Source organism: Eubacterium sp. AF16-48 (genome assembly GCF_003479405.1).
Taxonomy (GTDB): Bacteria; Bacillota; Clostridia; order Lachnospirales; family Lachnospiraceae; genus Eubacterium_G; species Eubacterium_G segne.
The window spans coordinates 108,330-131,224 of record NZ_QUHB01000001.1; the positions used below are offsets into that span (position 1 = coordinate 108,330).

The 22,895-nt window shown below is 35.7% G+C and carries 16 protein-coding genes; 15 read left to right on the top strand and 1 reads right to left on the bottom strand.

Features of this window, described 5'->3' with window-relative positions; translation table 11 throughout:
* Window positions 1-273: 273 nt before the first annotated feature.
* Window positions 274-4,536 carry a 2-hydroxyacyl-CoA dehydratase gene (locus tag DWW68_RS00530; RefSeq protein ID WP_118588498.1) on the bottom strand — a complete coding sequence of 1,421 codons (4,263 nt, stop codon included), beginning with the start codon at window positions 4,534-4,536 and terminating at the stop codon, window positions 274-276.
* Window positions 4,537-4,813: 277 nt separating this feature from the next.
* Between DWW68_RS00530 and DWW68_RS00535 the strand changes: the two genes are divergently transcribed.
* From DWW68_RS00535 to DWW68_RS00605, 15 genes are all read left to right on the top strand, one after another.
* Complete coding sequence (locus DWW68_RS00535) at window positions 4,814-5,743, top strand: hypothetical protein (RefSeq protein WP_118588499.1); 930 nt, start codon at window positions 4,814-4,816, stop codon at window positions 5,741-5,743.
* 14 nt (window positions 5,744-5,757) lie between these two features.
* The gene (gene malQ / locus DWW68_RS00540) at window positions 5,758-7,251 is read left to right on the top strand and encodes a 4-alpha-glucanotransferase (protein WP_118588500.1); all 1,494 of its coding nucleotides are present in this window, start codon (window positions 5,758-5,760) and stop codon (window positions 7,249-7,251) included.
* Between the two features lie 34 nt (window positions 7,252-7,285).
* On the top strand, window positions 7,286-8,542 hold the full coding sequence (locus DWW68_RS00545; protein ID WP_021952840.1) for a diaminopimelate decarboxylase: 1,257 nt from the start codon (window positions 7,286-7,288) through the stop codon (window positions 8,540-8,542).
* Window positions 8,543-8,564: 22 nt separating this feature from the next.
* Window positions 8,565-9,953 (top strand): hypothetical protein, encoded by a 1,389-nt coding sequence (locus tag DWW68_RS00550; RefSeq protein WP_118588501.1) that lies wholly within the window; start codon window positions 8,565-8,567, stop codon window positions 9,951-9,953.
* A 26-nt stretch (window positions 9,954-9,979) separates the two neighbouring features.
* Complete coding sequence (locus DWW68_RS00555; protein WP_118588502.1) at window positions 9,980-10,309, top strand: hypothetical protein; 330 nt, start codon at window positions 9,980-9,982, stop codon at window positions 10,307-10,309.
* 3 nt (window positions 10,310-10,312) lie between these two features.
* Complete coding sequence (locus tag DWW68_RS00560; RefSeq protein ID WP_118588503.1) at window positions 10,313-11,263, top strand: DUF2953 domain-containing protein; 951 nt, start codon at window positions 10,313-10,315, stop codon at window positions 11,261-11,263.
* A gap of 12 nt (window positions 11,264-11,275) precedes the next feature.
* Window positions 11,276-11,635, top strand: coding sequence for a GerW family sporulation protein (locus DWW68_RS00565; protein ID WP_021952844.1), 360 nt, complete (start codon window positions 11,276-11,278; stop codon window positions 11,633-11,635).
* Window positions 11,636-11,891: 256 nt separating this feature from the next.
* A complete protein-coding gene (gene metF, locus DWW68_RS00570; RefSeq protein WP_118588504.1) occupies window positions 11,892-12,761 on the top strand; it encodes a methylenetetrahydrofolate reductase [NAD(P)H] in 870 nt (289 codons plus the stop codon).
* Between the two features lie 20 nt (window positions 12,762-12,781).
* Entirely contained in the window at window positions 12,782-13,462 is a 681-nt protein-coding gene (locus DWW68_RS00575; RefSeq protein WP_021952846.1) for a vitamin B12 dependent methionine synthase activation domain protein, read from the top strand.
* Window positions 13,452-15,875 carry a homocysteine S-methyltransferase family protein gene (locus DWW68_RS00580; protein ID WP_279220094.1) on the top strand — a complete coding sequence of 808 codons (2,424 nt, stop codon included), beginning with the start codon at window positions 13,452-13,454 and terminating at the stop codon, window positions 15,873-15,875. The genes DWW68_RS00575 and DWW68_RS00580 overlap by 11 nt, the downstream gene beginning before the upstream one ends.
* A 141-nt stretch (window positions 15,876-16,016) precedes the next feature.
* Entirely contained in the window at window positions 16,017-19,352 is a 3,336-nt protein-coding gene (locus tag DWW68_RS00585; RefSeq protein ID WP_147365634.1) for a hypothetical protein, read from the top strand.
* A gap of 509 nt (window positions 19,353-19,861) precedes the next feature.
* On the top strand, window positions 19,862-20,047 hold the full coding sequence (gene rpmB / locus DWW68_RS00590; RefSeq protein WP_021952849.1) for a 50S ribosomal protein L28: 186 nt from the start codon (window positions 19,862-19,864) through the stop codon (window positions 20,045-20,047).
* A 241-nt stretch (window positions 20,048-20,288) separates the two neighbouring features.
* Window positions 20,289-20,648: an Asp23/Gls24 family envelope stress response protein gene (locus DWW68_RS00595; RefSeq protein WP_021952850.1), complete on the top strand. Its 360-nt coding sequence runs from the start codon at window positions 20,289-20,291 to the stop codon at window positions 20,646-20,648.
* Between the two features lie 29 nt (window positions 20,649-20,677).
* On the top strand, window positions 20,678-22,354 hold the full coding sequence (locus tag DWW68_RS00600; RefSeq protein WP_118588507.1) for a DAK2 domain-containing protein: 1,677 nt from the start codon (window positions 20,678-20,680) through the stop codon (window positions 22,352-22,354).
* 26 nt (window positions 22,355-22,380) lie between these two features.
* Entirely contained in the window at window positions 22,381-22,875 is a 495-nt protein-coding gene (locus tag DWW68_RS00605; protein WP_021952852.1) for a DUF6106 family protein, read from the top strand.
* The last annotated feature ends 20 nt before the right edge of the window (window positions 22,876-22,895 follow it).

The following is a 22,895-nucleotide window of genomic DNA, read 5'->3' on the forward strand; positions in this document are numbered from 1 at the left end:
ATTGGAAATACAAAATTGTAGAGAAGTTAGTTATAAATATGATTATAAGTAAAAAGCAGATTGTTCTATGTGTAATAGAAAAATCTGCTTTTTTATGCGATTTGCTTTGTTACAAGCCGAAAAAGAGACAATTTGCGCTAGAATGTTGCAGAGAAATCACTAATTCCACAGCCACAAAATTTAAAAAACATCAAAATCCACAGCTATAAGATTAAAAACATCAAACATATATTCACAAAATCGTGCTCACCCAAAAAACATTCCTACCGGAACTTACTTAACTTTGCCTTTTTCCGTTTCTTCCTGGTTTTTTAAGCGCTTGTTAGCTGTAGCAAGCATTAACTTGATTCGGTTAAGCTGGTTTACTTCGCTGGCACCAGGGTCATAATCCACAGCTACAATATTAGCATCAGGATTCATGGCTCGAAGCTTTTTAATAACACCTTTACCTACAATATGGTTTGGCAGGCAGGCAAATGGCTGGGTACAAATAATATTAGGTACACCATCATGAATAAGGTGAAGCATTTCACCTGTCAGGAACCAACCTTCACCGGTTTGGTTACCAATGGAAACAACCTTTTCTGCCATTTCACTCATTTCCCAAATATCAGAAGTAGGAGTGAAATGCTTACTCTTAATAAGAGCCTTCTTGGCAGAGCCTCTCATCCATTCAAGAGCTTTAATACCTAAATTATTAATGTAAACAGATTTTTTGCTAAAGCCTAACTTTTCATACTTAAATGTAGCATTTCTAAATCCGTAAAGGAAGAAATCCACAAGGTCAGGCATAACAGCCTCAGCACCTTCAGATTCAAGTAAGTTAACCAAATCATTGTTGGCAGTAGGAGAGAACTTAACTAAAATTTCACCTACAATACCAACTCTTGGCTTTTTGATATCCATGACAGGTATGGCATCAAATTCCTCAACAATTTTCTTCATATTCTTGCGGAAACGATGAATGCCAAAATGTTTATCGGATAATTCTTTACATAATTTATATTCCCATTTTTTATGAAGGGCGTCAGTTTCACCTGCGTTTACTTCATATGGACGGGTGCGATATACAACTCTCATAAACAAATCACCATACATGGCAGCTTCAACTGCTTTTACGGCAAAGAGAGGAGTAATCTTAAAGCCACTGTTAGTTTCAATTCCCGTAAAGCTTAAGGACAAAACAGGAATATGCCCCATGCCGGCTTTTTCCAATGCACGCCTAATGAAACCAATATAGTTTGTAGCACGACAGCCACCACCGGTCTGGGTGATAATAACCGCTGTCTTATTCAAATCATATTTACCTGAAAGCAACGCTTCCATAATCTGTCCAACAACAATAAGTGAAGGATAGCAGGCATCATTATTAACATATTTAAGTCCTACATCAATACAGGACTTGTTACTTGGCATTACTTCAAAATTGTATCCACATGAATTAAGGGCGGATTCAAGCATTTTGAAGTGAATAGGACTCATCTGAGGACAAAGAATAGTATATTTGTCATCATACATCTGCTTTGTAAATTCAACCTTGTTAATTGATGAAGGCTGAATTGTTCTCTCAAAATGATTTTCATTGCGAACTCTGATAGCAGCAAGAAGAGAACGGATTCTGATTCTTGCAGCACCTAGATTGTTTACTTCGTCAATTTTTAAAACAGTATATATTTTTCCTGACTTAGTCAATATGTCACTGACACAGTCAGTAGTTACAGCATCAAGACCACATCCGAAACTGTTAAGCTGAACTAAATCCAAATCATCACGGGTCTTAACATAGTTGGCAGCTTTGTAAAGTCTTGAATGATACATCCACTGGTCAGATACGATTAAAGGTCTTTCCACATCAGCTAAATGTGAAATGGAATCCTCAGTTAAAACTGCAAGGCCATAGGAATTAATCATTTCAGGAATACCATGGTTGATTTCCGGGTCGATGTGATATGGACGACCGGCAAGAACAATGCCACGTTTGCCTGTTTCTTCCATATACTTTAATGTTTCTTCACCCTTTTTAGCCATATCAGATCTAGAAGCAAGTAATTCCTCCCATGCCAGATGAGCAGCATTCTTAATATCTGTCTCACTAATGCCAAATGCCTTGGTAAATTCCTCAACTAATCGTGAAGTGATGGTATCCTCATTAGTCAGTGCCATAAAAGGATTCATAAAATTAATGTCAGGGTCATTTAATTCCTCAACATTATTTTTTATATTTTCTGCATAGGATGTAACAATTGGACAATTGTAATGATTGTTGGCATCAGGAGTTTCATTTCTCTCGTACGGAATACAAGGATAGAAAATAAATTTAGCTCCGTTTTGAAGCAACCATGCAATATGACCATGAGCAAGTTTCGCCGGATAACACTCTGATTCACTAGGAATGGATTCAATTCCCATTTCATAAATCTTATGGGATGAAACAGGTGAAAGCATAACACTAAATCCTAAATTTTTGAAGAATGTTGCCCAAAATGGAAAATTCTCATACATATTTAAAACACGTGGAATACCAACTACACCCCGTGGAGCCTTGTCAGCATCAAGAGGTTCGTAATCAAATATTCTGTGCATCTTATATTCAAAAAGGTTAGGAATGTTTTCCTTGTTTTTCTGACCACCGATACCCTTTTCACATCTGTTACCACTTATGAAACGACGACCGTCGGAAAACTTATTAATTGTTAAAAGACATGAATTGGTACAACCTTTACATCTCGTCATGGAAGTTTCATAAGAAAAAGCTTCAAGCTGTGACAAATTGAGCATGGTTGTTTCTTCACCTTTGTAACGTTCTCTTGCAATAAGGGCAGCACCGAAAGCACCCATAATACCTGCAATATCAGGTCTGATAGCCTTACAGTCAGCAACCTTCTCAAAAGCTCTAAGGACGGCATTATTGTAGAAAGTACCACCCTGAACTACGATTTTACGTCCCAGGTCTTTAGCATCAGTAATTTTAATAACCTTATACAAGGCATTTTTTATTACGGAATAAGCAAGCCCTGCTGAAATATCGGCAACACTGGCACCTTCCTTTTGGGCCTGCTTAACATTTGAATTCATAAATACGGTACATCTCGTTCCCAAATCAGTAGGATTAGAAGCAAACAAGGCTTCCTTTGCAAAATCCTGTACACTGTAATTTAATGACTTGGCAAAGGTTTCAATGAAAGAACCGCAGCCTGATGAGCAGGCTTCATTTAACTGAACACTGTCAACAGAATTATTCTTTATTTTGATACATTTCATATCCTGACCGCCAATATCTAAAATGCAGTCAACCTGTGGCTCAAAAAATGCTGCAGCATAATAATGGGCAACAGTTTCAACCTCACCTTCATCTAAAAGCAGTGCAGCCTTAATTAAAGCCTCACCATAACCTGTAGAACATGAGCGGACAATCTTAGCATCGTCAGGAAGACTTTTATAAATATCTTTTACTGCCTCAATAATGGTTGCCAAAGGATTTCCATTGTTGCCACTGTAATATGAGTACAGTAAAGTACCGTCTTCACCGACTAAAGCAGCTTTGGTTGTAGTAGAACCTGAATCGATTCCTAAGTAACAATTGCCTGTATATGTAGTAAGGTCACCTTTCTTTACAGTAGCTTTATTATGTCTTTCTATAAATTTATTGTATTCATTTTCGTTGTTAAAAAGAGGGTCTAAACGCTTGATTTCCATAGACATCCGGACACCCTTTGAAAGCTGCTCATACAAATCAGAAATATTAATTCTTACATTTGGATTGTGATTAAGGGCAGCGCCTGTAGCAGCAAAAAGATGTGAATGCTGTGGTGCTACAATATGTTCATCATCAAGTTTCAGAGTTCTGATAAATGCATTTCTAAGCTCCGGCAGGAAATGTAATGGACCACCTAAAAATGCAACGGTTCCTCTAATTGGTTTTCCGCATGCAAGACCGGAAATAGTCTGATTAACAACGGCCTGAAAAATAGAAGCTGCCAGATCTTCCTTTGTGGCACCTTCATTAATAAGAGGCTGAATATCTGTCTTGGCAAAAACACCACATCTTGCAGCAATAGGATATATAGCCTGATAATTTTTTGCGTATTCGTTTAAACCTGAGGCATCAGTTTGTAAAAGAGAAGCCATCTGGTCAATAAAAGAACCTGTACCACCGGCACAGATACCGTTCATTCGCTGTTCAATACCGTTAGTGAAATATATAATTTTGGCATCCTCGCCACCTAACTCAATGGCAACATCAGTTTGAGGTGCATAATCCTCAAGGGCAGAAGCAACTGCCACAACCTCCTGAACAAATGGAACTTTAAGATGGTTAGACAAAGCAAGACCACCGGAGCCTGTAATCATAGGGGCAAGTTCCACATTTCCTAATTGTGATTGTGCTTTCTTTAACAGTGAAGCAAGGGTTTCCTGAATATTAGCATAATGTCTTTCATAATCTGAAAACACCATATTTTTATTCTGGTCTAATATGGCAATTTTAACTGTAGTAGAGCCAATATCAATACCCAGAGTGTAATAATTATTATCCATTTAATCCTCCAATTAATTCATATAAAAATGCCTAAATAAGACATAAATAGTCTAAAATATTGAAAATAATTCTCAAAACGACTTCCTATTATAATATAAATACATGAAAAAAACAACTAAACTATATTATGTGGGTGAGTATAAATAATGAATTTTTGGTGAAATGTATAAAATATATTAATACAAAGTATAAAGTAGTTTGACAAACACAGGTGTAGAATTTATACTGTAATTTGGATTATAGAAAAGATTAACATATTAGACAGGAGCATTTTATATGGCATCAAATTTTGAGAGAAAATATGGAAAATATGCAATAAAAAATTTGTCAGTATATTTGATTGTGGCCTATATCATCGGGTATATGTTACAGATAATAAGCCCGGAAATATCGGCATTTCTGGCATTTAATCCCTACTGGATATTCAGGGGACAGGTGTGGAGAATATTCACATGGATTTTAATGCCACCGGAACAGCTTTCCATATTTACAATTATCATGCTTTTACTGTACTACCAGTTAGGTCAGGGGTTAGAAAGAGCATGGGGAACTTACAGATACAATGTATTTATTTTTTCGGGATTTATATTTACCATATTAGGTGCTTTGGTATTATATGGAATTTTAATGGGAATGGTATATTTTGGCATACTTCCAACATCTGCGTTTAGTGAAATGACAGCTTATGGAATATCAGATTATACCTACTATTTTGGAGCAGTGTTTGGAAGCTGCGTAAGCACTTATTATGTTAATATGTCAATTTTTCTGGCATTTGCGGCAACATATCCGGAGGAGCAGCTGCTATTGTATTTTATTATCCCAATAAAGATTAAATGGATGGGATATTTATATGGAGCCTTTCTTTTAGTTGATATTTTTGATGCATTTAAGAATAATACAACAGTTGTGGCAATAGTTATTACGGTACTAATTGTTGTATCACTTCTTAACTTCTTGATTTACTGGTTAAAAACACGAAATAAAAGCAGGTTTAATCCTAAACAGGTAAAAAGAAGACATGAATACAGGCAGTCGGTACGTCAGGCAAGACCTGTAAAGCATGAAAATGGAGCACTTCATAAGTGCTATATATGTGGAAGAACAGAGTTAGATGACCCTAATCTTACTTTTAGATATTGTTCAAAGTGCAGTGGAAATAAGGAATATTGTCAGGATCATCTTTTTACTCACGAACATAAATAAAGGGAAGGAATAAAATGCAGGAAAATTTTAGCAGAAGCGCCGGAATTTTAATGCCGGTTAGCAGTTTACCGTCACCGTACGGTATAGGAACCTTTGGAAAAAGTGCATACGAATTTGTGGATAATCTTGTAATGGCAAGACAGAAATACTGGCAGGTATTGCCTCTTGGTCCTACAAGCTATGGGGACAGTCCTTATGCATCGTTTTCGGCATTTGCCGGAAATCCTTATTTTATCGACCTTGATATGCTTATTGAAGAGGAACTTTTAACAAGAGAATACGTTGAAAGTTTCAGATGGAATATGGAAGAACAGTATGTAGATTATGGAATGATGTATAATTCAAGATTTACTGTTTTAAGAGAGGCATATCATAACAGCAAGCATTTGGGAACAGAGGAATATCAGGACTTCTTAGAAGAAAATGAGTACTGGCTTGATGGATATTGTCTATATTGTGCATGTAAAAAGAAATTCAATTACATGGCATGGCAAAGCTGGGATGATGATATTAAATTCAGAAAAGAAAAGGCTTTACAGCTATATAAAGAGGAATTAGCTGAAGAAATAGATTACTACAGATTTATTCAGTTTATGTTTTATAAGCAGTGGAATAAGTTAAAAGAATATGCCAACGGAAAGGGAATTGAAATTATTGGAGATATCCCTATTTATGTAGCAATGGATTCTGCTGATGTGTGGCAGAATCCGGAAGTATTCCAGTTAGACGAAGATTTAGAACCAAAGAAAGTGGCAGGGGTTCCACCTGATGCTTTTTCTGAGACAGGTCAAAGATGGGGAAATCCTCTTTATGACTGGGATAAAATCAAAAAAGATGACTTTAGCTGGTGGCGAAAGAGAATGGAACATTCAGCAAATCTTTATGATGTTATCCGTATTGACCATTTTATAGGAACGGTTAAGTATTATGCCATTCCTGCTGAGGATAATGACGCAAGAAACGGTAAGTGGTGTAAGGGACCGGGAATGGATTTAATTAAGGCAATCGATGAATCCATTAACGGTAAAAGCATAATTGCAGAAGACTTAGGCGTTAAAATGCCTGAGGTTGTGGAAGTGCTGGAAAAGTCAGGGTATCCGGGAATGAAAGTACTGGAATTTGCCTTTGACGGAGATAGAAAAAATGACCATCTTCCTTATAACTGGATTCCAAATGTTGTGGCATATGGAGGAACCCATGACAATGATACTTTGGTTGGGTATTTTTCAGGAATGCAGCACTGGGAATTAGGCTACATAAGGGAATATATGGAATGCAGAAACGGAAGTATAGAAGATTTAGTTGACAAAGTTTTTAAAACAGCATATGAAAGCGTTGCAAATCTTGTTATATTCCAGATGCAGGACGTACTTAAGGTAGGTCATATTGGCAGAATGAATCTGCCGTCATCTATGGGGACAAATTGGAGATGGAGAATGTTAAATGGACAATTTAGCCATGATAAAATCGAAAGATTAAGATACTTATGCGATATTTATGGCAGATAAATAAACACAAAAAAAGATACCAGGAGGACTGAAAATGACTAAAAAACCATTTATTACACTTGAACAGGTACAGGAAATTGTAAAGAAATATCCTACACCATTTCATATTTATGACGAAAAAGGATTTGTCGACAATGCAAAGAAAGTATATGAGGCTTTTTCATGGAATAAGGGCTTTAGAGAGTATTTTGCAGTAAAGGCAACCCCTAATCCTTTTATCATAAAGAAGTTAGCTGAAGTTGGCTGTGGAGTTGACTGCTCATCATATACAGAATTAATGATAGCAGACAAGTTAGGACTTAGAAATGACGAAATCATGTTTTCATCTAATGAAACACCGGAAGGGGAATTTGCTTACTGCAACAGCCTTGGGGGAATTATTAATTTAGATGATATAACAATGATAGATTTTATGGAAAAGGAATGTGGTATTCCTGAAACTGTAAGCTGCAGATTCAATCCGGGTGGAGTTTTTGAAGTATGCAACGGCATTATGGATAATCCGGGAGAGTCAAAATATGGAATGACCTTAGACCAGATTACAGAGGCATTTAAGATTTTAAAGGCAAAGGGTGTAAAGAATTTTGGTATTCATGCATTTTTAGCCAGTAATACAGTAACAAATGAATATTATCCAATGCTTGCCAAAACAATATTTGAGTTGGCAGTTACTCTTAAAAAAGAAACAGGAGCAAATATTAAGTTTATTAACCTTTCAGGTGGCGTTGGTATACCATATAAGCCGGATCAGAAGCCAAATGATATTATGGCTATTGGAGAAGGTGTCAGAAAAGTATATGAAGAAATCCTTACACCGGAAGGCATGGATGATGTGGCAATATACACTGAAATGGGACGTTTTATGATGGGACCATATGGTGCTTTGGTAACAAAGGCAATTCACGAAAAGCATATCTACAAGGAATATATTGGGGTAGATGCATGTGCTGCAAACCTTATGAGACCGGCAATGTATGGGGCATATCACCATGTAACGGTTTTAGGAAAAGAAGATGCACCATGCGACCATGTATATGATGTTGTAGGTTCGCTTTGTGAAAATAACGATAAATTTGCAGTGGACAGAAAACTTCCAAAAATTGATATGGGAGATTATATATACATCCACGACACAGGGGCTCACGGATTTGCTATGGGGTATAATTACAACGGCAGATTACGTTCAGCTGAATTGCTGTTAAAGGAAGACGGCAGTGTTGAAATGATCAGAAGAGCAGAAACACCTAAAGATTACTTTGCAACCTTTGATTTCTGCGATATTATGAAATAAAAATAGTAAAGAGCAGGCTTTTATGAAGAAGATAGTTGGAGATTTATTAAAAAACAGAAACGTAGAAAGCGGTCTTAAGGAATATTATGGTAAATTTATGGAAATAAATAATAAATATGCCTTTATAAGACTTGCCATGAATTATTATACTTATTACGTTGTGAAACAGGAAAGCGACGGAATAATGGATGCAGATTATGATTCTTATTTAAAAAAAGTAAACTGTATCATAGAAAAATGCGCCAAAGATAACAACGAAAACGTGACGGAAGACATTGATACGTTAAATGAAATCAGAGATGAAATCATTGGAAAAGTAAAAGATGTTACCTGTTTTGTGGATATGTATAATATATACGAGCACGCTATTAACCGTGTTGAATACAGGTTTAGGGATGATGAGCTTCCTGATGGCTATTCTGATGAAAATTATACAAGAAAACTTATGCAGTATATACTTGAAGATGAAGATAACATGATGGTCAACAGCAAAATAAAAGATGTTGTAGGTCAGCTCCCTTTAAAACTAACTAAAAGTAAGTTTTATGATATGCTTTCAAACGGTTTGTCTATATACAATGGAAGTACAAAAGATAGCGTGGATGATTTCCTGTATATGATAAAAAGTTCCTCCATGCTTGAAAAAACAGCATCCATGGAGGAAAGCTATCCATATTTGGCAGAAGCCTTTAAACAGTTAAAGGACATACACTTTAAGGAAATTACAAATGAGCAGTACGAAGAGGCAAAGGATATTCTTTCAGAAATTGCCGCATATATTGATGAACAGATGGACGGGGCAATGATGATACAGGAAATCCTTAACGATTTGCTTTTAGTGCTGTATACCAATGAGTTTTGCGTAAATGACAATATAGTAAAAGGCTGCGTGGAAATAATAAAGGATACCAACCTTTTATTTATGAACAAATTCAGTCCGAAAACATTAGAAGAAATAGAGGATATGTTTGTTATGTTAGAAGGGGAGCAGGAAAAGATTTATCCGTTGCTTGCTTCTTATGATATAACAGACCAGATAAAGGAGAGTTTTTCGGAAACCATTTCTCAGCTACAGCTTGACGAGGTTTATGAGGTTGTGTATAGACTTCCGAAATTAAATTCTGACAGTATGTTTGTGGAGATGGAGAAAGAACCGGATAATTCTGTTGCTGATGAAGATTACATTGAAACTAAGAAAAAGGAGTTATGTGATGAGTACGCTAAGTTATTTAAGGATAACGAAAAGGCAGTAAACAGAGCGGTTTTGTCCGCTGCAATATCTGAACTTCCAATATTCTTTAATAATATAAGTGAACTTCAGGATTTTATTTACAATACACTGGTAACATGTAACGATAAGGCTGAAAAGCTGGCGTGTATAGAAATTTTAAATGGTATAATGCAGGCTTAGCTTTAAGGTTGTAGCAGGAGTGGTATATGAGATGGTACGAAGATTTATATGTAGGATATAACCTTTTGGATAAAAAAAGACAGGTTATAAGAAAAATAAAAAATGGAAAACCTCAATTAAATAAGTACGTTATCACTTTGCCACAAAATGACTACGATACATTGGAAATATACCCGTCAAATATTTTAAATCAGAAGTGGTATCGGGATTCAGACATGGTAGTTGTGGGAATAACTGAAGGCATGGAAGAGGCAATGGATATGATACAGCTGATTATAATGGATTGCCTTAATGATACGGGAGAAGTTAAAGTTAAGAAATATATAATGAGCAAAATGGAAGCAGGGGAAGCATAGCCTATGGTACATATTTTGTTTTTGATTTTAAAAATAATAGGTATAGTATTGTTGGTTCTACTTACTCTTGCCTTTCTTATATTGCTATTTCCCATTAGTTACAGGGCAAAGGCTGATTTAAATGAAAAGTCATATAATGCTACAGTTAAGGCATTCTGGCTGTTTGGTATAGTACATTTTGGATTTGTAATAAATAATACCGGGAAAAAATATTGTTTAAGAATTTTAGGAATTCCTGTAAAAAGGTATTCTGAAAAAGAAAAGCATTCAAAAAAATCAGAAGATGATTTTAAGTATAATGTAAAGAAGGAAACTGCTGAGAACACCATAAGTAAGGATGAATTGCAAAATCAGGTAAAAACGGAAGGCAGGCAGGGAAATGCAGATAATAAAGACAAGCCCGATATTATTAATATAAATATACAGGAAGAAGATGTATCTGAAAAACAGAAAGATGCAACTTTAAAAAAGCCTAAGGACAAAACTAAGAAAAAAATTAAAATATCTGAAATAATTACGAAAATTAAAGATAAAATAAAGGATATATACAATAGAATAAAAGAAGGTTTTCAAAATTTAGATAATTTAAAGAAAAAGGTGGCAAGATACAAGAAAATTCTTACTGCAAACATAACAAAAGAGGCATACAGGTTTGCAAAAAAATATGTTTTAAAGATATTAAAACATATACGACCTAAAAAAGTCAGAGGCAATTTAAAAATCGGATTTGAGTATCCCGATGAAACAGGAAAAGCCATTGGATACATTGCCGTGATATTTGGTATGTTTAACATTAATCCAAAGCATTTTAGAATAAACGCTGATTTTGAAAATAAGGTAATGGAAGGCAACATCAAGGCGAAAGGTACAGTTACGGTGGGCATTGCCGGATATTATATCTTAAGATTATATTGGAACAAGAAACTTAGAAGTGTAATAAGAAAATTAAGCTAAAGGAGGCAGCATATGGCAGATAATAAAAAAAGTACAGATGACTTATTAAAGGCAATGGAACAGTTTATTACTACAAAGTCTGTGGTAGGAGAACCTATAGTGGTAGGTGAAACCATTATTTTACCAATGGCAGATGTATCTTTTGGAATGGGAATCGGTACTTTTTCAAAGGGTGACAACGGGACAGGAGGTGTAGGAGGAAAAATTACTCCTAGTGCCGTTCTTATTATTAAAGATGGTTCATCAAAGCTTATTAGCGTAAAAGACAATGATGGAATTTCAAGAATTATTGATATGGTGCCTGATATTGTAAATAAGTTTACATCAAAAAATGATGACGATTATGATGAAGATGAGAATATAAACGATTAATAAATTATTACCGAAAGATAGGGCAAAATCCTGATTTGGTGGTAAAAAAACGCAATAAATGCATAAAATATATCATAAGCAATAAGGATAGGAAAAAAGATGCATAAGTTATGTGGTTTTGCTTTATTCTGGTTAGCAGTGGGAATGACATTATCGTTATTAATAGAAAGTACATTTTTTGTGGTTTGCATAATAATTATATGCCTTATAGCAGGTTTTAATTTGTTTTGCTGCAAACCCTGATAAGGAGAAATAAGTGAATATAGCAGATTTATTTAAGAAAAAAACAGTATTTTCCTTTGAGGTTTTTCCACCAAAGAAGGAAAGTGGTGTAGAAACAATTTATAAGACACTTGAGGAATTGAAACAGTTAAATCCTGATTTTATTAGTGTAACTTATGGTGCCGGAGGAGTAGGTGTTGCAAATGCAACAACGGTAGACCTGTGTTCTAAAATAAAGAACGAATACGGTATTGAAACTATTGCTCATTTAACATGTCTTTATAACACAAAGGAAGACATTGACAGTATACTTGAAGAATTAAAGGAAAAGGGAATAGACAACATTCTTGCTTTAAGAGGAGATGTTAATCCTAATTTTGAATTAAAGCATGATTTTAGGTATGCATCAGAACTTACTGAGTATATTATGTCAAAAAATATGGGCTTTAATGTTTCAGGAGGATGCTATCCGGAGGTACATCAGGAAGCAGAAAGCATGATTGCTGACATAAAAAATCTTAAGAAAAAGATTGACGCAGGTGCAGACCATCTTATTTCTCAGTTATTCTTTGATAACAATGCTTTTTATGACTTTATTGAGAAAGTAAGAATAGCAGGGATTGATGTTCCTATTGAGGCAGGAATAATGCCTGTAACTAACAAGAAACAGATAGAAAGAATGGTTTCCATGTGTGGTGCAAGTATCCCGGCAAAGCTTTCAAAGGTGTTACAGCGTTTTGGTGATAATCCGGAAGCCATGAGAGATGCAGGTATTTCATATGCCATTGACCAGATAATTGATTTAGTAGCCAATGGTGTTGAGGGTATTCACATTTACACTATGAATGATCCTTATATTGCAGGAAAAATAACAAAAAGTGTTGAAAGTATCATAAAAAACTAATAGATAAACAGGTTGGCATTATGGTAAATAATAACAGAAACGTTATAATTGAAGACATTAATTTCGATGAAGCTCTTAGATATATGGGATATGGGAATCAGATTCCCGATGACACAACAAAAGAGCTTCTTTTGTTGTGTGCAAAACAATTAAAAGAGGCTATGGAGCCTAAGTTTACATATAAGGTGTTTGATTTGGTTGACGGTCAGATACCTAACAGTGAGTTTAAATTAGAGGGTAAGGCAATTGCTAATCATCTTGAAAACTGCGAAAAAGTGGTGTTTATGTGTGCAACCTTGTCGGGAAATGTTGATTTGCTAATCAGAAAAAAACAGATTACAGGTATGACGGAAGCAATCATAACAGATAGTCTGGCTTCTGCCGTTATTGAACAAGTATGTGATAAGGCGGAGGAGGTTATATTAAAGGATTTTAAGGACTATGAGCATACATGGAGATTTGGATTGGGATATGATGATTTTCCTCTAGAGGGTCAGAAAAAGTTTCTGGAAATTTTAGATGCCTCAAAGCGTGTGGGGGTTTGTGTAAACAGCAGTATGATGCTTACTCCTACTAAGTCCGTAACCTGCGTTATAGGTTTAGGACACAATCTTAAGGTTTCCAGTCAAAAGAGCTGTGATACATGTAATTTTAGAGAAAAATGTCAATTTAGAAAGGAAGGAAAAAGCTGTGGCAGGTAATAGTATTTTTGAGAGAGATTATGTACTTTTAGATGGAGCAATGGGAACAATGCTTCAAAAGAAAGGTATGGAAGTGGGAACAGTTCCTGAAACCCTGAATATATTAAAGCCGGAGTGGATTGTGGATATTCATAAAAGCTATATTGAAGCAGGTGCTGATATAGTATATGCCAACACATTTGGTGCTAACAGATACAAAATGGAAAATACCGGTTATTCCGTAAAGGAATTAATTAGTGCTGCAATTAAAAATGCAAAGGAAGCAGCAAAAGGTACAGATACATTAGTTGCTCTTGATTTAGGTCCTATAGGTCAACTTCTTGAACCTACAGGAAGCCTTACTTTTGAAGAGGCATATGATATTTTTAAGGAAGAAGTGGTAGCTGCTGAGGGAGCAGATGTTATTGTAATAGAAACAATGACTGATTTGCTAGAAACAAAGGCTGCCGTTCTTGCCGCAAAGGAAAATTCTAACCTTCCTGTAATGACTACAATGACATTTGAAGAAAATAAGCGTACATTTACGGGATGTTCCGTATCTGCCATGTGTCTCACATTGCAGGGACTTGGGGTAGATGCATTAGGTGTCAACTGTTCATTAGGACCAAAAGACTTGCTTCCTATAGTTGAGGAAATATCCAAGTGGACATACCTTCCTATTGTGGTAAAGGCTAATGCAGGATTGCCTGACCCGGTCACTAATACATACAATGTATCGGCAGATGAATTTGCAACTATCTGTAAGGAAATGCTTAAGTTTGGTGCAAAGGTTATGGGTGGATGCTGTGGTACAACTCCGGAATATGTTGCAAGATTAAAGGAAATGCTTGAAGAATCAAAGAAAAACGGCGATTTTAAGAAAAATGATTACAGTGGAGAAATGGCTGTATGTTCACCTCTTAAAACCGTTGTAGTAAATCAGCCTAGAATTGTTGGGGAAAGAATTAATCCAACAGGAAAGAAACGCTTTAAGCAGGCGCTTATTGAAAATGACATGGATTATATTTTAGGACAGGCTATAGAACAGATAGAAGGGGGAGCAGATATATTAGATGTAAATGTTGGTCTGCCTCAAATTGACGAAAGAGAAATGATGATTAAAACCATTAAAGCTCTTCAGTCAATTGTAGACGTGCCATTGCAGATAGACTCCACCAAGTCGGAAGTTTTAGAGGCGGCTCTTCGTGTGTACAATGGGAAGCCTATAGTCAATTCCGTTAATGGAGAGGATGCAGTTCTTGATAAAATACTTCCTGTAGTTGCCAAATACGGTGCTGCTGTTATTGGTCTTACATTAGACGAAAACGGCATACCGGATAGTGCAGAAGGAAGAGTAAAAATTGCCGAAAAAATTATGAACAGGGCAATGGAATACGGAATCAGAAAAGAAAATATTATAATTGACTGCCTTACTCTTACGGTTTCTGCTGAACAGAAGGCTGCTCAGGAAACTCTTAAGGCACTTAATATTGTAAAAAATAAATTGGGACTTAAAACAGTTCTTGGAGTATCAAATATTTCCTTTGGACTTCCTAACAGGGAAATTGTAAATAAAACATTTCTTACAATGGCACTTCACAGTGGTTTGGATTTACCTATTATTAATCCTAATGTTTCATCTATGGTGTGGGCTGTTAAAACATATAAGGTATTAGCGGCAATAGATGAAAATGCAATGGATTTTATAGAGTATTCTAACAATAATCCCATAGAGGTAGCTGTTAAAAAAGATGCTACAGAAACAAAAACGGTAAAAAGTGCAGGAGCAGTATCTCTTGGAAGCAAAGAGGCAGATATGCTTCTTCATGCAATGGAAACAGGAATGAAAAATGACGGAAGAAGTATAACTAAGGATTTGTTAAACAACACAGATGCCATGGTGATAATTAACGAAATGCTTATTCCGGCACTGGATGTGGTGGGAGATAAATTTGAAAAAGGCACAATATTCCTTCCACAGCTTATTTTGGCGGCAGATGTGGCTAAGGAATGCTTCGAGGAAATCAAGTATTATCTGGCAAATAACGGTGAGGTATCTGAAAGTAAGGGTAAAATAATAGTAGCTACAGTAAAAGGTGACATACATGATATTGGGAAAAATATTGTCAAGGTTATACTGGAAAATTATGGCTTTGATGTTATTGATTTAGGCCGTGATGTAGACCCTATGGCTATAGTTAATTCAGCTATAGAAAATGATGTTCATCTGGTAGGTTTGTCAGCTCTTATGACAACAACCCTTGGCTCAATGGAAGAAACCATTAAGCTTTTACGTGAAAATAATGTAGAATGCAAGGTTATGGTAGGCGGTGCTGTTTTAACAGCAGATTATGCCATGCAGATAGGGGCAGATTACTATGCAAAGGATGCAAAAATGAGCGCAGATATTGCTAAGGAAGTTTTGTGTGATTAAAGTTTAGGAAAAAACGATTTTACAACAGTATAAACGTTAAGTTGTATTTGACATTATGCCAATAAAATAATACAATTTCAGTATATGGTTCGTTAAACGTTAAACGCAGAATTGATAAATAAATAGTGAAGGGAGAAACAAATGATGAAAGGGAAGATAAGAAAAATACTTAGCTTACTTATGGCTTTTACTATGGTTATGAATTTAAATTTGGTAACCGGTTATTCAGTAAAGGCTGCTGTCGGTTATGATGTTGTTATAACTAAAGTTGGCATTTATCAGAAAGATGGCGCTACAAAGGTATATGCTGACTACAAAAATGTGGGAGCAGCAAGTGTTGGAAGTGACTTTAATATGTCATTTTATGTTAATAGGGAAAGCATAGGAACTGAAAAGATTGCGGCAGGTTTAGGCGCAGGAAAAACAGCAAGGGTTGAATACACAGTAAGTGGTTCATATAGTGGCAAATGTTTAGTTACGGCCATTGCTGATATAAACGATGGAAATACATCCAATAATAACCGTACATCTCAAAGAGACGTAAATAGTGCAGAACCTGTTACAGAGCCGGAAACAGCGGAACCGGAGACAACAACAGTAGCACCGACTACACCGGAAACTACAACTGAAGCTCCGACTACGAAACCAATATCTGATCATGTTAAAATTACGGGAATAACATATTCTCCTGAAAATCCAAAGGTAGGAGATACTGTAAAGATTACAGTAACAGCTAAAAATGAAGGCGACCAGATGGTTATGAATAAGCATGTTGCTGTGAAGATTGGCAATCAGACACTTACCGGGACAATAACAATAGAGGCGCATAGTGAGGTATCCATGAATGTGAGTCCATGGACACCTACAGAAGCAGGTGTGTTTACAGCAGATGCGTCTATAGATATAGAAGGTACAAAGGTTACTGCTTCAAGAAGTAATATTGCAGTAGCTGCGGCAGCTACAGAAAATATGGAAGCTAAGGTAGTTGCTTTAGGTGGATTCCCAAGTGAAATATATGAAGGCGACGTAATTACATTTACAACTTTGGTTAAGAATACAGGGAACGCGGATATACCGGCAGGAACAAAACACGTAGTTAATATGGCAATAGACGGCTCATCATTCCAGACAGTTACTTTGTCTCAGGATATTCCTGCAGGTGGATATGTTAAGATAGAAAGCAATTGGACAGCTACTCGTGGCGGACATACCATAGTGTCTCAAATGGAGGGCAGTGATGTTACTAAGAAAATTAACGTTAAAAGAAAATTTAATACGGATTATACAGCTGTAACCGGTGGTGTAGATATGGTTGTTACAGATATTGGATATCATAATGTAACCACAGGTGAGGATGATGGAACAATAAATGTAGGGGATATTATACAATTTAAGGCAGTAGGAGTTAATGCAGGTGATACTGCAAAGCCTGCTGGTGTTAAATGCGGTATGGCATTCTATATTAATGGAAGCACATATGACACAGGTGGCGGAATGATGTGGGATGATACCTTCAGGGGCAATGACTCTTCGTTAGCGCCTGGTGAATCTCATATATTTATAACAAATGGTGGAAATAGAACAGATGCCGGACATGGTCACTTATGGAAAGCAACAGAAGGTACAAATACCGTAGAAGCATACATAAATGATGATGATAAGGATAAAACCGATGAGATAAATAGAAATAATAATAGAAAAACTGTAACAATAACGATACCATATATTGTAAATAGTTATTTTGACACACAAGATACTGCTGATAACGTAAATGTTGATGCAGCGGATGTTAAGCCGGGAGTTGTTACAGGGCTTACATGTACTAAGAGCAATGAGACAAAGGTAAGCTTATCATGGAATGCAGCTGACAATGCAACATCATATAATGTTTATAAAGGTAGTGAGTTAATAGGAACGACAACAGATTGCTCATATACATATACCGGAACATTCAATGTTGGAGATACTGCAAGTTACACAGTAAAGGCCGTAAGAGGAAGTGCTGTAGGTGACGGTGCAACCATTCAGGTAACAACTGAGGCTACAACATCAGAGGTTCAGGCATATGGAGTACCACAGACATTTGATGCATCAGGTGATGTTTCAATGACCGTTAATGATGAAAGTGTTGGGGTATTTAAAACAAGAGTTTATGAAGAAGATAAGAGAATAGGAACATACGCAACTAATAATCCGGTGACATTTGGTAATGTGGCAATATTTGATTATAAAGGAGATGCCAGCGTACGAATAAAGGTTAATCGCACAGATATAAATTCTGTAACAATAAGACCAACAAGAAAGGGATTATCAGCCACACAGGAAACTAAGGATGGAGCGACATATATAACCATCAATATGAAGGAAGGGCAGCAGGGACAGTATAGCATTGAATTTAACGGTAGTTATAAAGGTGCAAACAGCATAATGCTTTTTGCACAGGATATTCTTAATAAACCGGATAATGTTTGGAAAACTATTAGCTCATATGAGAAAACAGATGACCTTGTTGTACCGGAAGGTAAAATCCTTTGGATTGAAGGTGGAGCTGTCTTAAACGGATATGTTCATTGTATGAATAATTCTAAGATAATAGGAAGAGGAATAATTACCCAAAATAACTGGGGCCCTTGGGGAGGCAATAACAGAAGAAATCCGGTAAGTGTAGGTTATGAGCCGGTTTATTATGATGGAAATACACCAAAGAATAACGGAAAAGGTGGAACAGAATTAGGAAGTAGCAATGTTCAGGTTATTGGTATTTCAATTCTTGACCCTACAGGATGGGCTGTAAATATAAGAAACAGCAATAATGTATTATTTAAAGACGTAAATGTGGTATCAGCAAGATCTAATGGTGATGGAATTACTATACAGTCATCGTATAACGTATTTTTAGATGGATGTTTTGTAAGGTCTTCTGACGACTCTATAGTTGTAAAGAACTATGATAATATTAATGCTCATGACATTAGAGTTGAAGATTGTACTGTATGGAATGACATAGCACAGTGTTTGGAAATCGGATATGAAACGGATATGGGTGGTGCCGGCAGTAGTAGGTGCGAAGCCGGATATAAAAATAAAGATGCAAAGATTTATAATGTCTTGTTTAAAAACATTGATGTTGTTCATAGATTCCATAAGGGAGTTGCAACTATTCATAATGGTGATAATATACCTATTTACCATATAGCGTATGATGGAGTATATGTTGATCATAAGACAAAGGGAACTGATAATGGTGGAGATGGAAATGATATTGATATTGAAGCATATGCAGTAAACAGAAGTGATTTAAGTTGGACACATAACTGGCATGATGTATCGGGAAATACTATTAGTGATGTGTGGTACACCAATGTTAATGTTGAAGGGGGTAATGCAACTGTTGGTAATGTACAGATTACTGATGCTCATTGGGGTCAAACTATATCTGATGATTTCTTAAGTTGGAAAACACTGAATTTTAATTAACATATTTATTATAAGGATTACTTTAGAGTAATTGAAGTTTTAGAGGGGCTGGCATTGTCGGACCCTCTATAGCTTTATTAGCCATTATTTTTTTGTATTTTCTTTATCAAACTAGATGATAGTATAAAAATCTTCATGAAGAACATTCAAACTATACTCTTAAAGTACCTCTTCACATATTTTTTCAAACTATGCTATCAAAAGAGTTGTCTTTTCAAAAATTATAGTTATCTTAAAAGCGTAACAATACAATATGCATCATATGATAGTTACGCAAGAATACAAAAATGTATATAGTTTAAAACAGCCTAACAACAAAATATATGTAATACAATAAATGTAAGATGTAAATAAAAAACTGTGATGTGAGGATTGCAAGTGGATTCTAATTCTCGTTGCAAAACTTTTTTTAGAAAATACTTGCAATTTGTATCTGGTTTTGATAAAATGTCCTTTGTGTCAGGTCAATGAAGTAGTTTGACCTAATTTTTACAAAGGGAGGTGCGATTATGGCTAAATGTAGTATTTGCGGTAAAGGTGCTCATTTTGGTAACGCTGTGAGCCATTCACACAGACGTTCAAATAAAATGTGGAAATCAAACGTAAAGTCTGTTAAAGTTAAGACTGAAGGCGGAGCAAAGAAAATGTATGTTTGCACATCTTGTTTAAAATCAGGAAAAGTAGAAAGAGCGTAGTATAGATTTTAAACTATGCATAAATAGAAGAAGGAGCGGATAAGAGATTGAATCTTTATGTCTGCTCTTTCTTTGTATAGGAATGCATTACAAAAGATTGTGTTGCTGTAGCTTTCTATAAAAATGGCTTTCATTTTCATGTTAAAGATAGTATAATAATTTAAGTTACGGAAACAACAATATTGAATTGCAATATTGTATAGAATAAATTAAATGATACTACTATTTACGGAGGTAATATATGAAAGGAAAAATGAACACGGATTTAGGACAGATACTTATAAGCCCTGAAGTTATTGCAAAATATGCCGGTGAAACAGCATACGAGTGTTTCGGTATAGTAGGAATGGCTATGGTAAGCGTTAAGGATGGTCTTGTAAGACTATTAAAGAAAGACAGTTCCACTAAGGGAATTAATGTTGTTATTGATGAAAATAATGAAATTACAATAGATTTTCACATTATAGTTGCATATGGTGTTAATATTGCAACTATAGCTGATAATATTATATCCAGCGTGAAATATAAGATAGAAGAATTTACCGGAATGAAGGTAAAGAAAGTTAATATATATGTTGAAGGTGTAAGAACAATAGACTAATTACGTCTTACCCTCAGGAGGATAAAAATTTGGAAATTAAAGTTATTGATGCAAAGACTTTGCAGAAGATGTTTATAGCCGGTGCCAAGAACCTTGAAGCAAAAAAGGAATGGATTAATGAGCTAAATGTTTTTCCGGTTCCAGACGGAGATACCGGAACTAATATGACTTTGACTATTATGTCAGCAGCAAAGGAAGTTGGTGGAATTACAGAGCCTACCATGGAGAATATGGCGAAGGCAATTTCTACAGGTTCACTTAGAGGTGCAAGAGGTAACTCAGGAGTTATATTGTCACAGCTTTTCAGAGGATTTACCAGAGAAATTAAGAAGTACGAAGAAATTAACACCGAGGTACTTTCAAGAGCATGCGTTAAGGCGGTTGAGACAGCTTACAAGGCAGTTATGAAGCCTAAGGAAGGAACTATTCTTACAGTGGCTAAAGGCATGGCTGATAAGGCATGTGAAATGCTGGGTGAAACTGATGACTTGGCAGTTGTTATTGATGAAATTATAAAGCATGGTGATTATGTTTTAAGCCAGACACCTGAAATGTTACCGGTTTTGAAACAGGCAGGAGTAGTTGATTCAGGCGGACAGGGTCTTATGACAGTGTTAAAGGGGGCATATGATGCATTCCTTGGCAAAGAAGTTGATTATACTCTTGATGAGGTATCTGCGCCATCAGGCATTAATAAAGACGATATACCTATGGAAGAGGCAGATATCAAGTTTGGATATTGTACAGAGTTTATCATTAATTTAGATAAGCCTATGTCTGATGAAACGGAAAAGTCCTTCAAGGAATTTTTAGAGTCGATTGGTGATTCAATTGTTCTTGTGGCTGATGATGAGATTGTAAAGGTACATGTTCATACAAACCAGCCTGGTGAAGCCTTTACCAGGGCTTTGACATATGGTTCATTATCAAGAATGAAAATTGATAATATGCGTGAGGAGCATCACGAGAGACTTATTAAGAATGCCGAGAAGCTTGCTGAACAGCAGAAGGCAGAAGAAGAAAAGAAAAAGACAGATGAACCAAAGAAGAAATATGGCTTTATTGCAGTATCAGTAGGAGAAGGTTTAGATGAAATCTTTAAGGGATTAAATGTTGATTACATTATTTCCGGTGGACAGACTATGAACCCTAGCACGGAAGATATTTTAAATGCTGTAGAAAAGGTCAATGCAGAAACAATTTTTGTTTTACCAAATAACAAAAACATTATTCTTGCTGCAAATCAGGCTGAAAGCCTTGTGGAGGATAAGAATGTTATAGTTATTCCTTCAAAGACTATTCCTCAGGGAATTTCAGCAATGATAGGTTTTGTTGAGGATAATTCAGCAGAAGACAATAAAGAAGCTATGACTGACAGTATGTCTTATGTTAAAACAGGTGAAATCACATATGCCGTAAGAGACACGGTTATTGATGATAAAGAAATTAGAGAAGGAAATATCATGGGTATCGGCGATGAAGGAATCCTGTCAGTTGGTGATGATATTACAGCAACAACTGTTGATATGATTAAGAAAATGCAGGATGAAGATTCTGAAATCGTAAGTATTTACTATGGTGAAGGTGTCACGGAAGATGAAGCACAAACTTTGGCATCCAAGCTTTCCGAAGAATTACCTGATTTAGAAGTTGAAGTATATTCAGGTGGACAGCCGGTTTACTATTATATAGCATCAGTTGAATAAACAGCGGTGAGATTACGGAGGAAAATATGGACGAAGTATTTGTGGAACAGATTGTAAAGAAAAAAATAAGTATTTCTGGTATTTTAATGAGGGCGATTGCTATTATTTTTGTACTTGCAGGTATATTTAGTATGCTGATTATTGGTGCATTAGGACTTACCATCACAGCATTGCTTATTTATGTAACATACATTATTTGGGGATATACCAGCGTGGAATACGAGTATTCTTTTTTAAATGGCGAGTTATCCATTGACAAGATTATGGGTCAGAGAAAGAGAAAGACAATTGCATGCTATGATATTAAAAATGCTGAAATTGTAGCTCCTTCAATGTCTGATGAAGTTGTGAGCAAAATTAATAATACGATTACGAAAGATTATTCAACAAGATGCAGAAACGCTAATCTCTATTCTATGATTGTTAATGATTCAGATGGACGTAAGCAGGTTATATTTGAACCAAACGAAAAAGTATTAGATGCTATGTATCATGTTAAGCCGAGTATCGTAAAAAAATAAATTTTTTAGGAAACCATTTT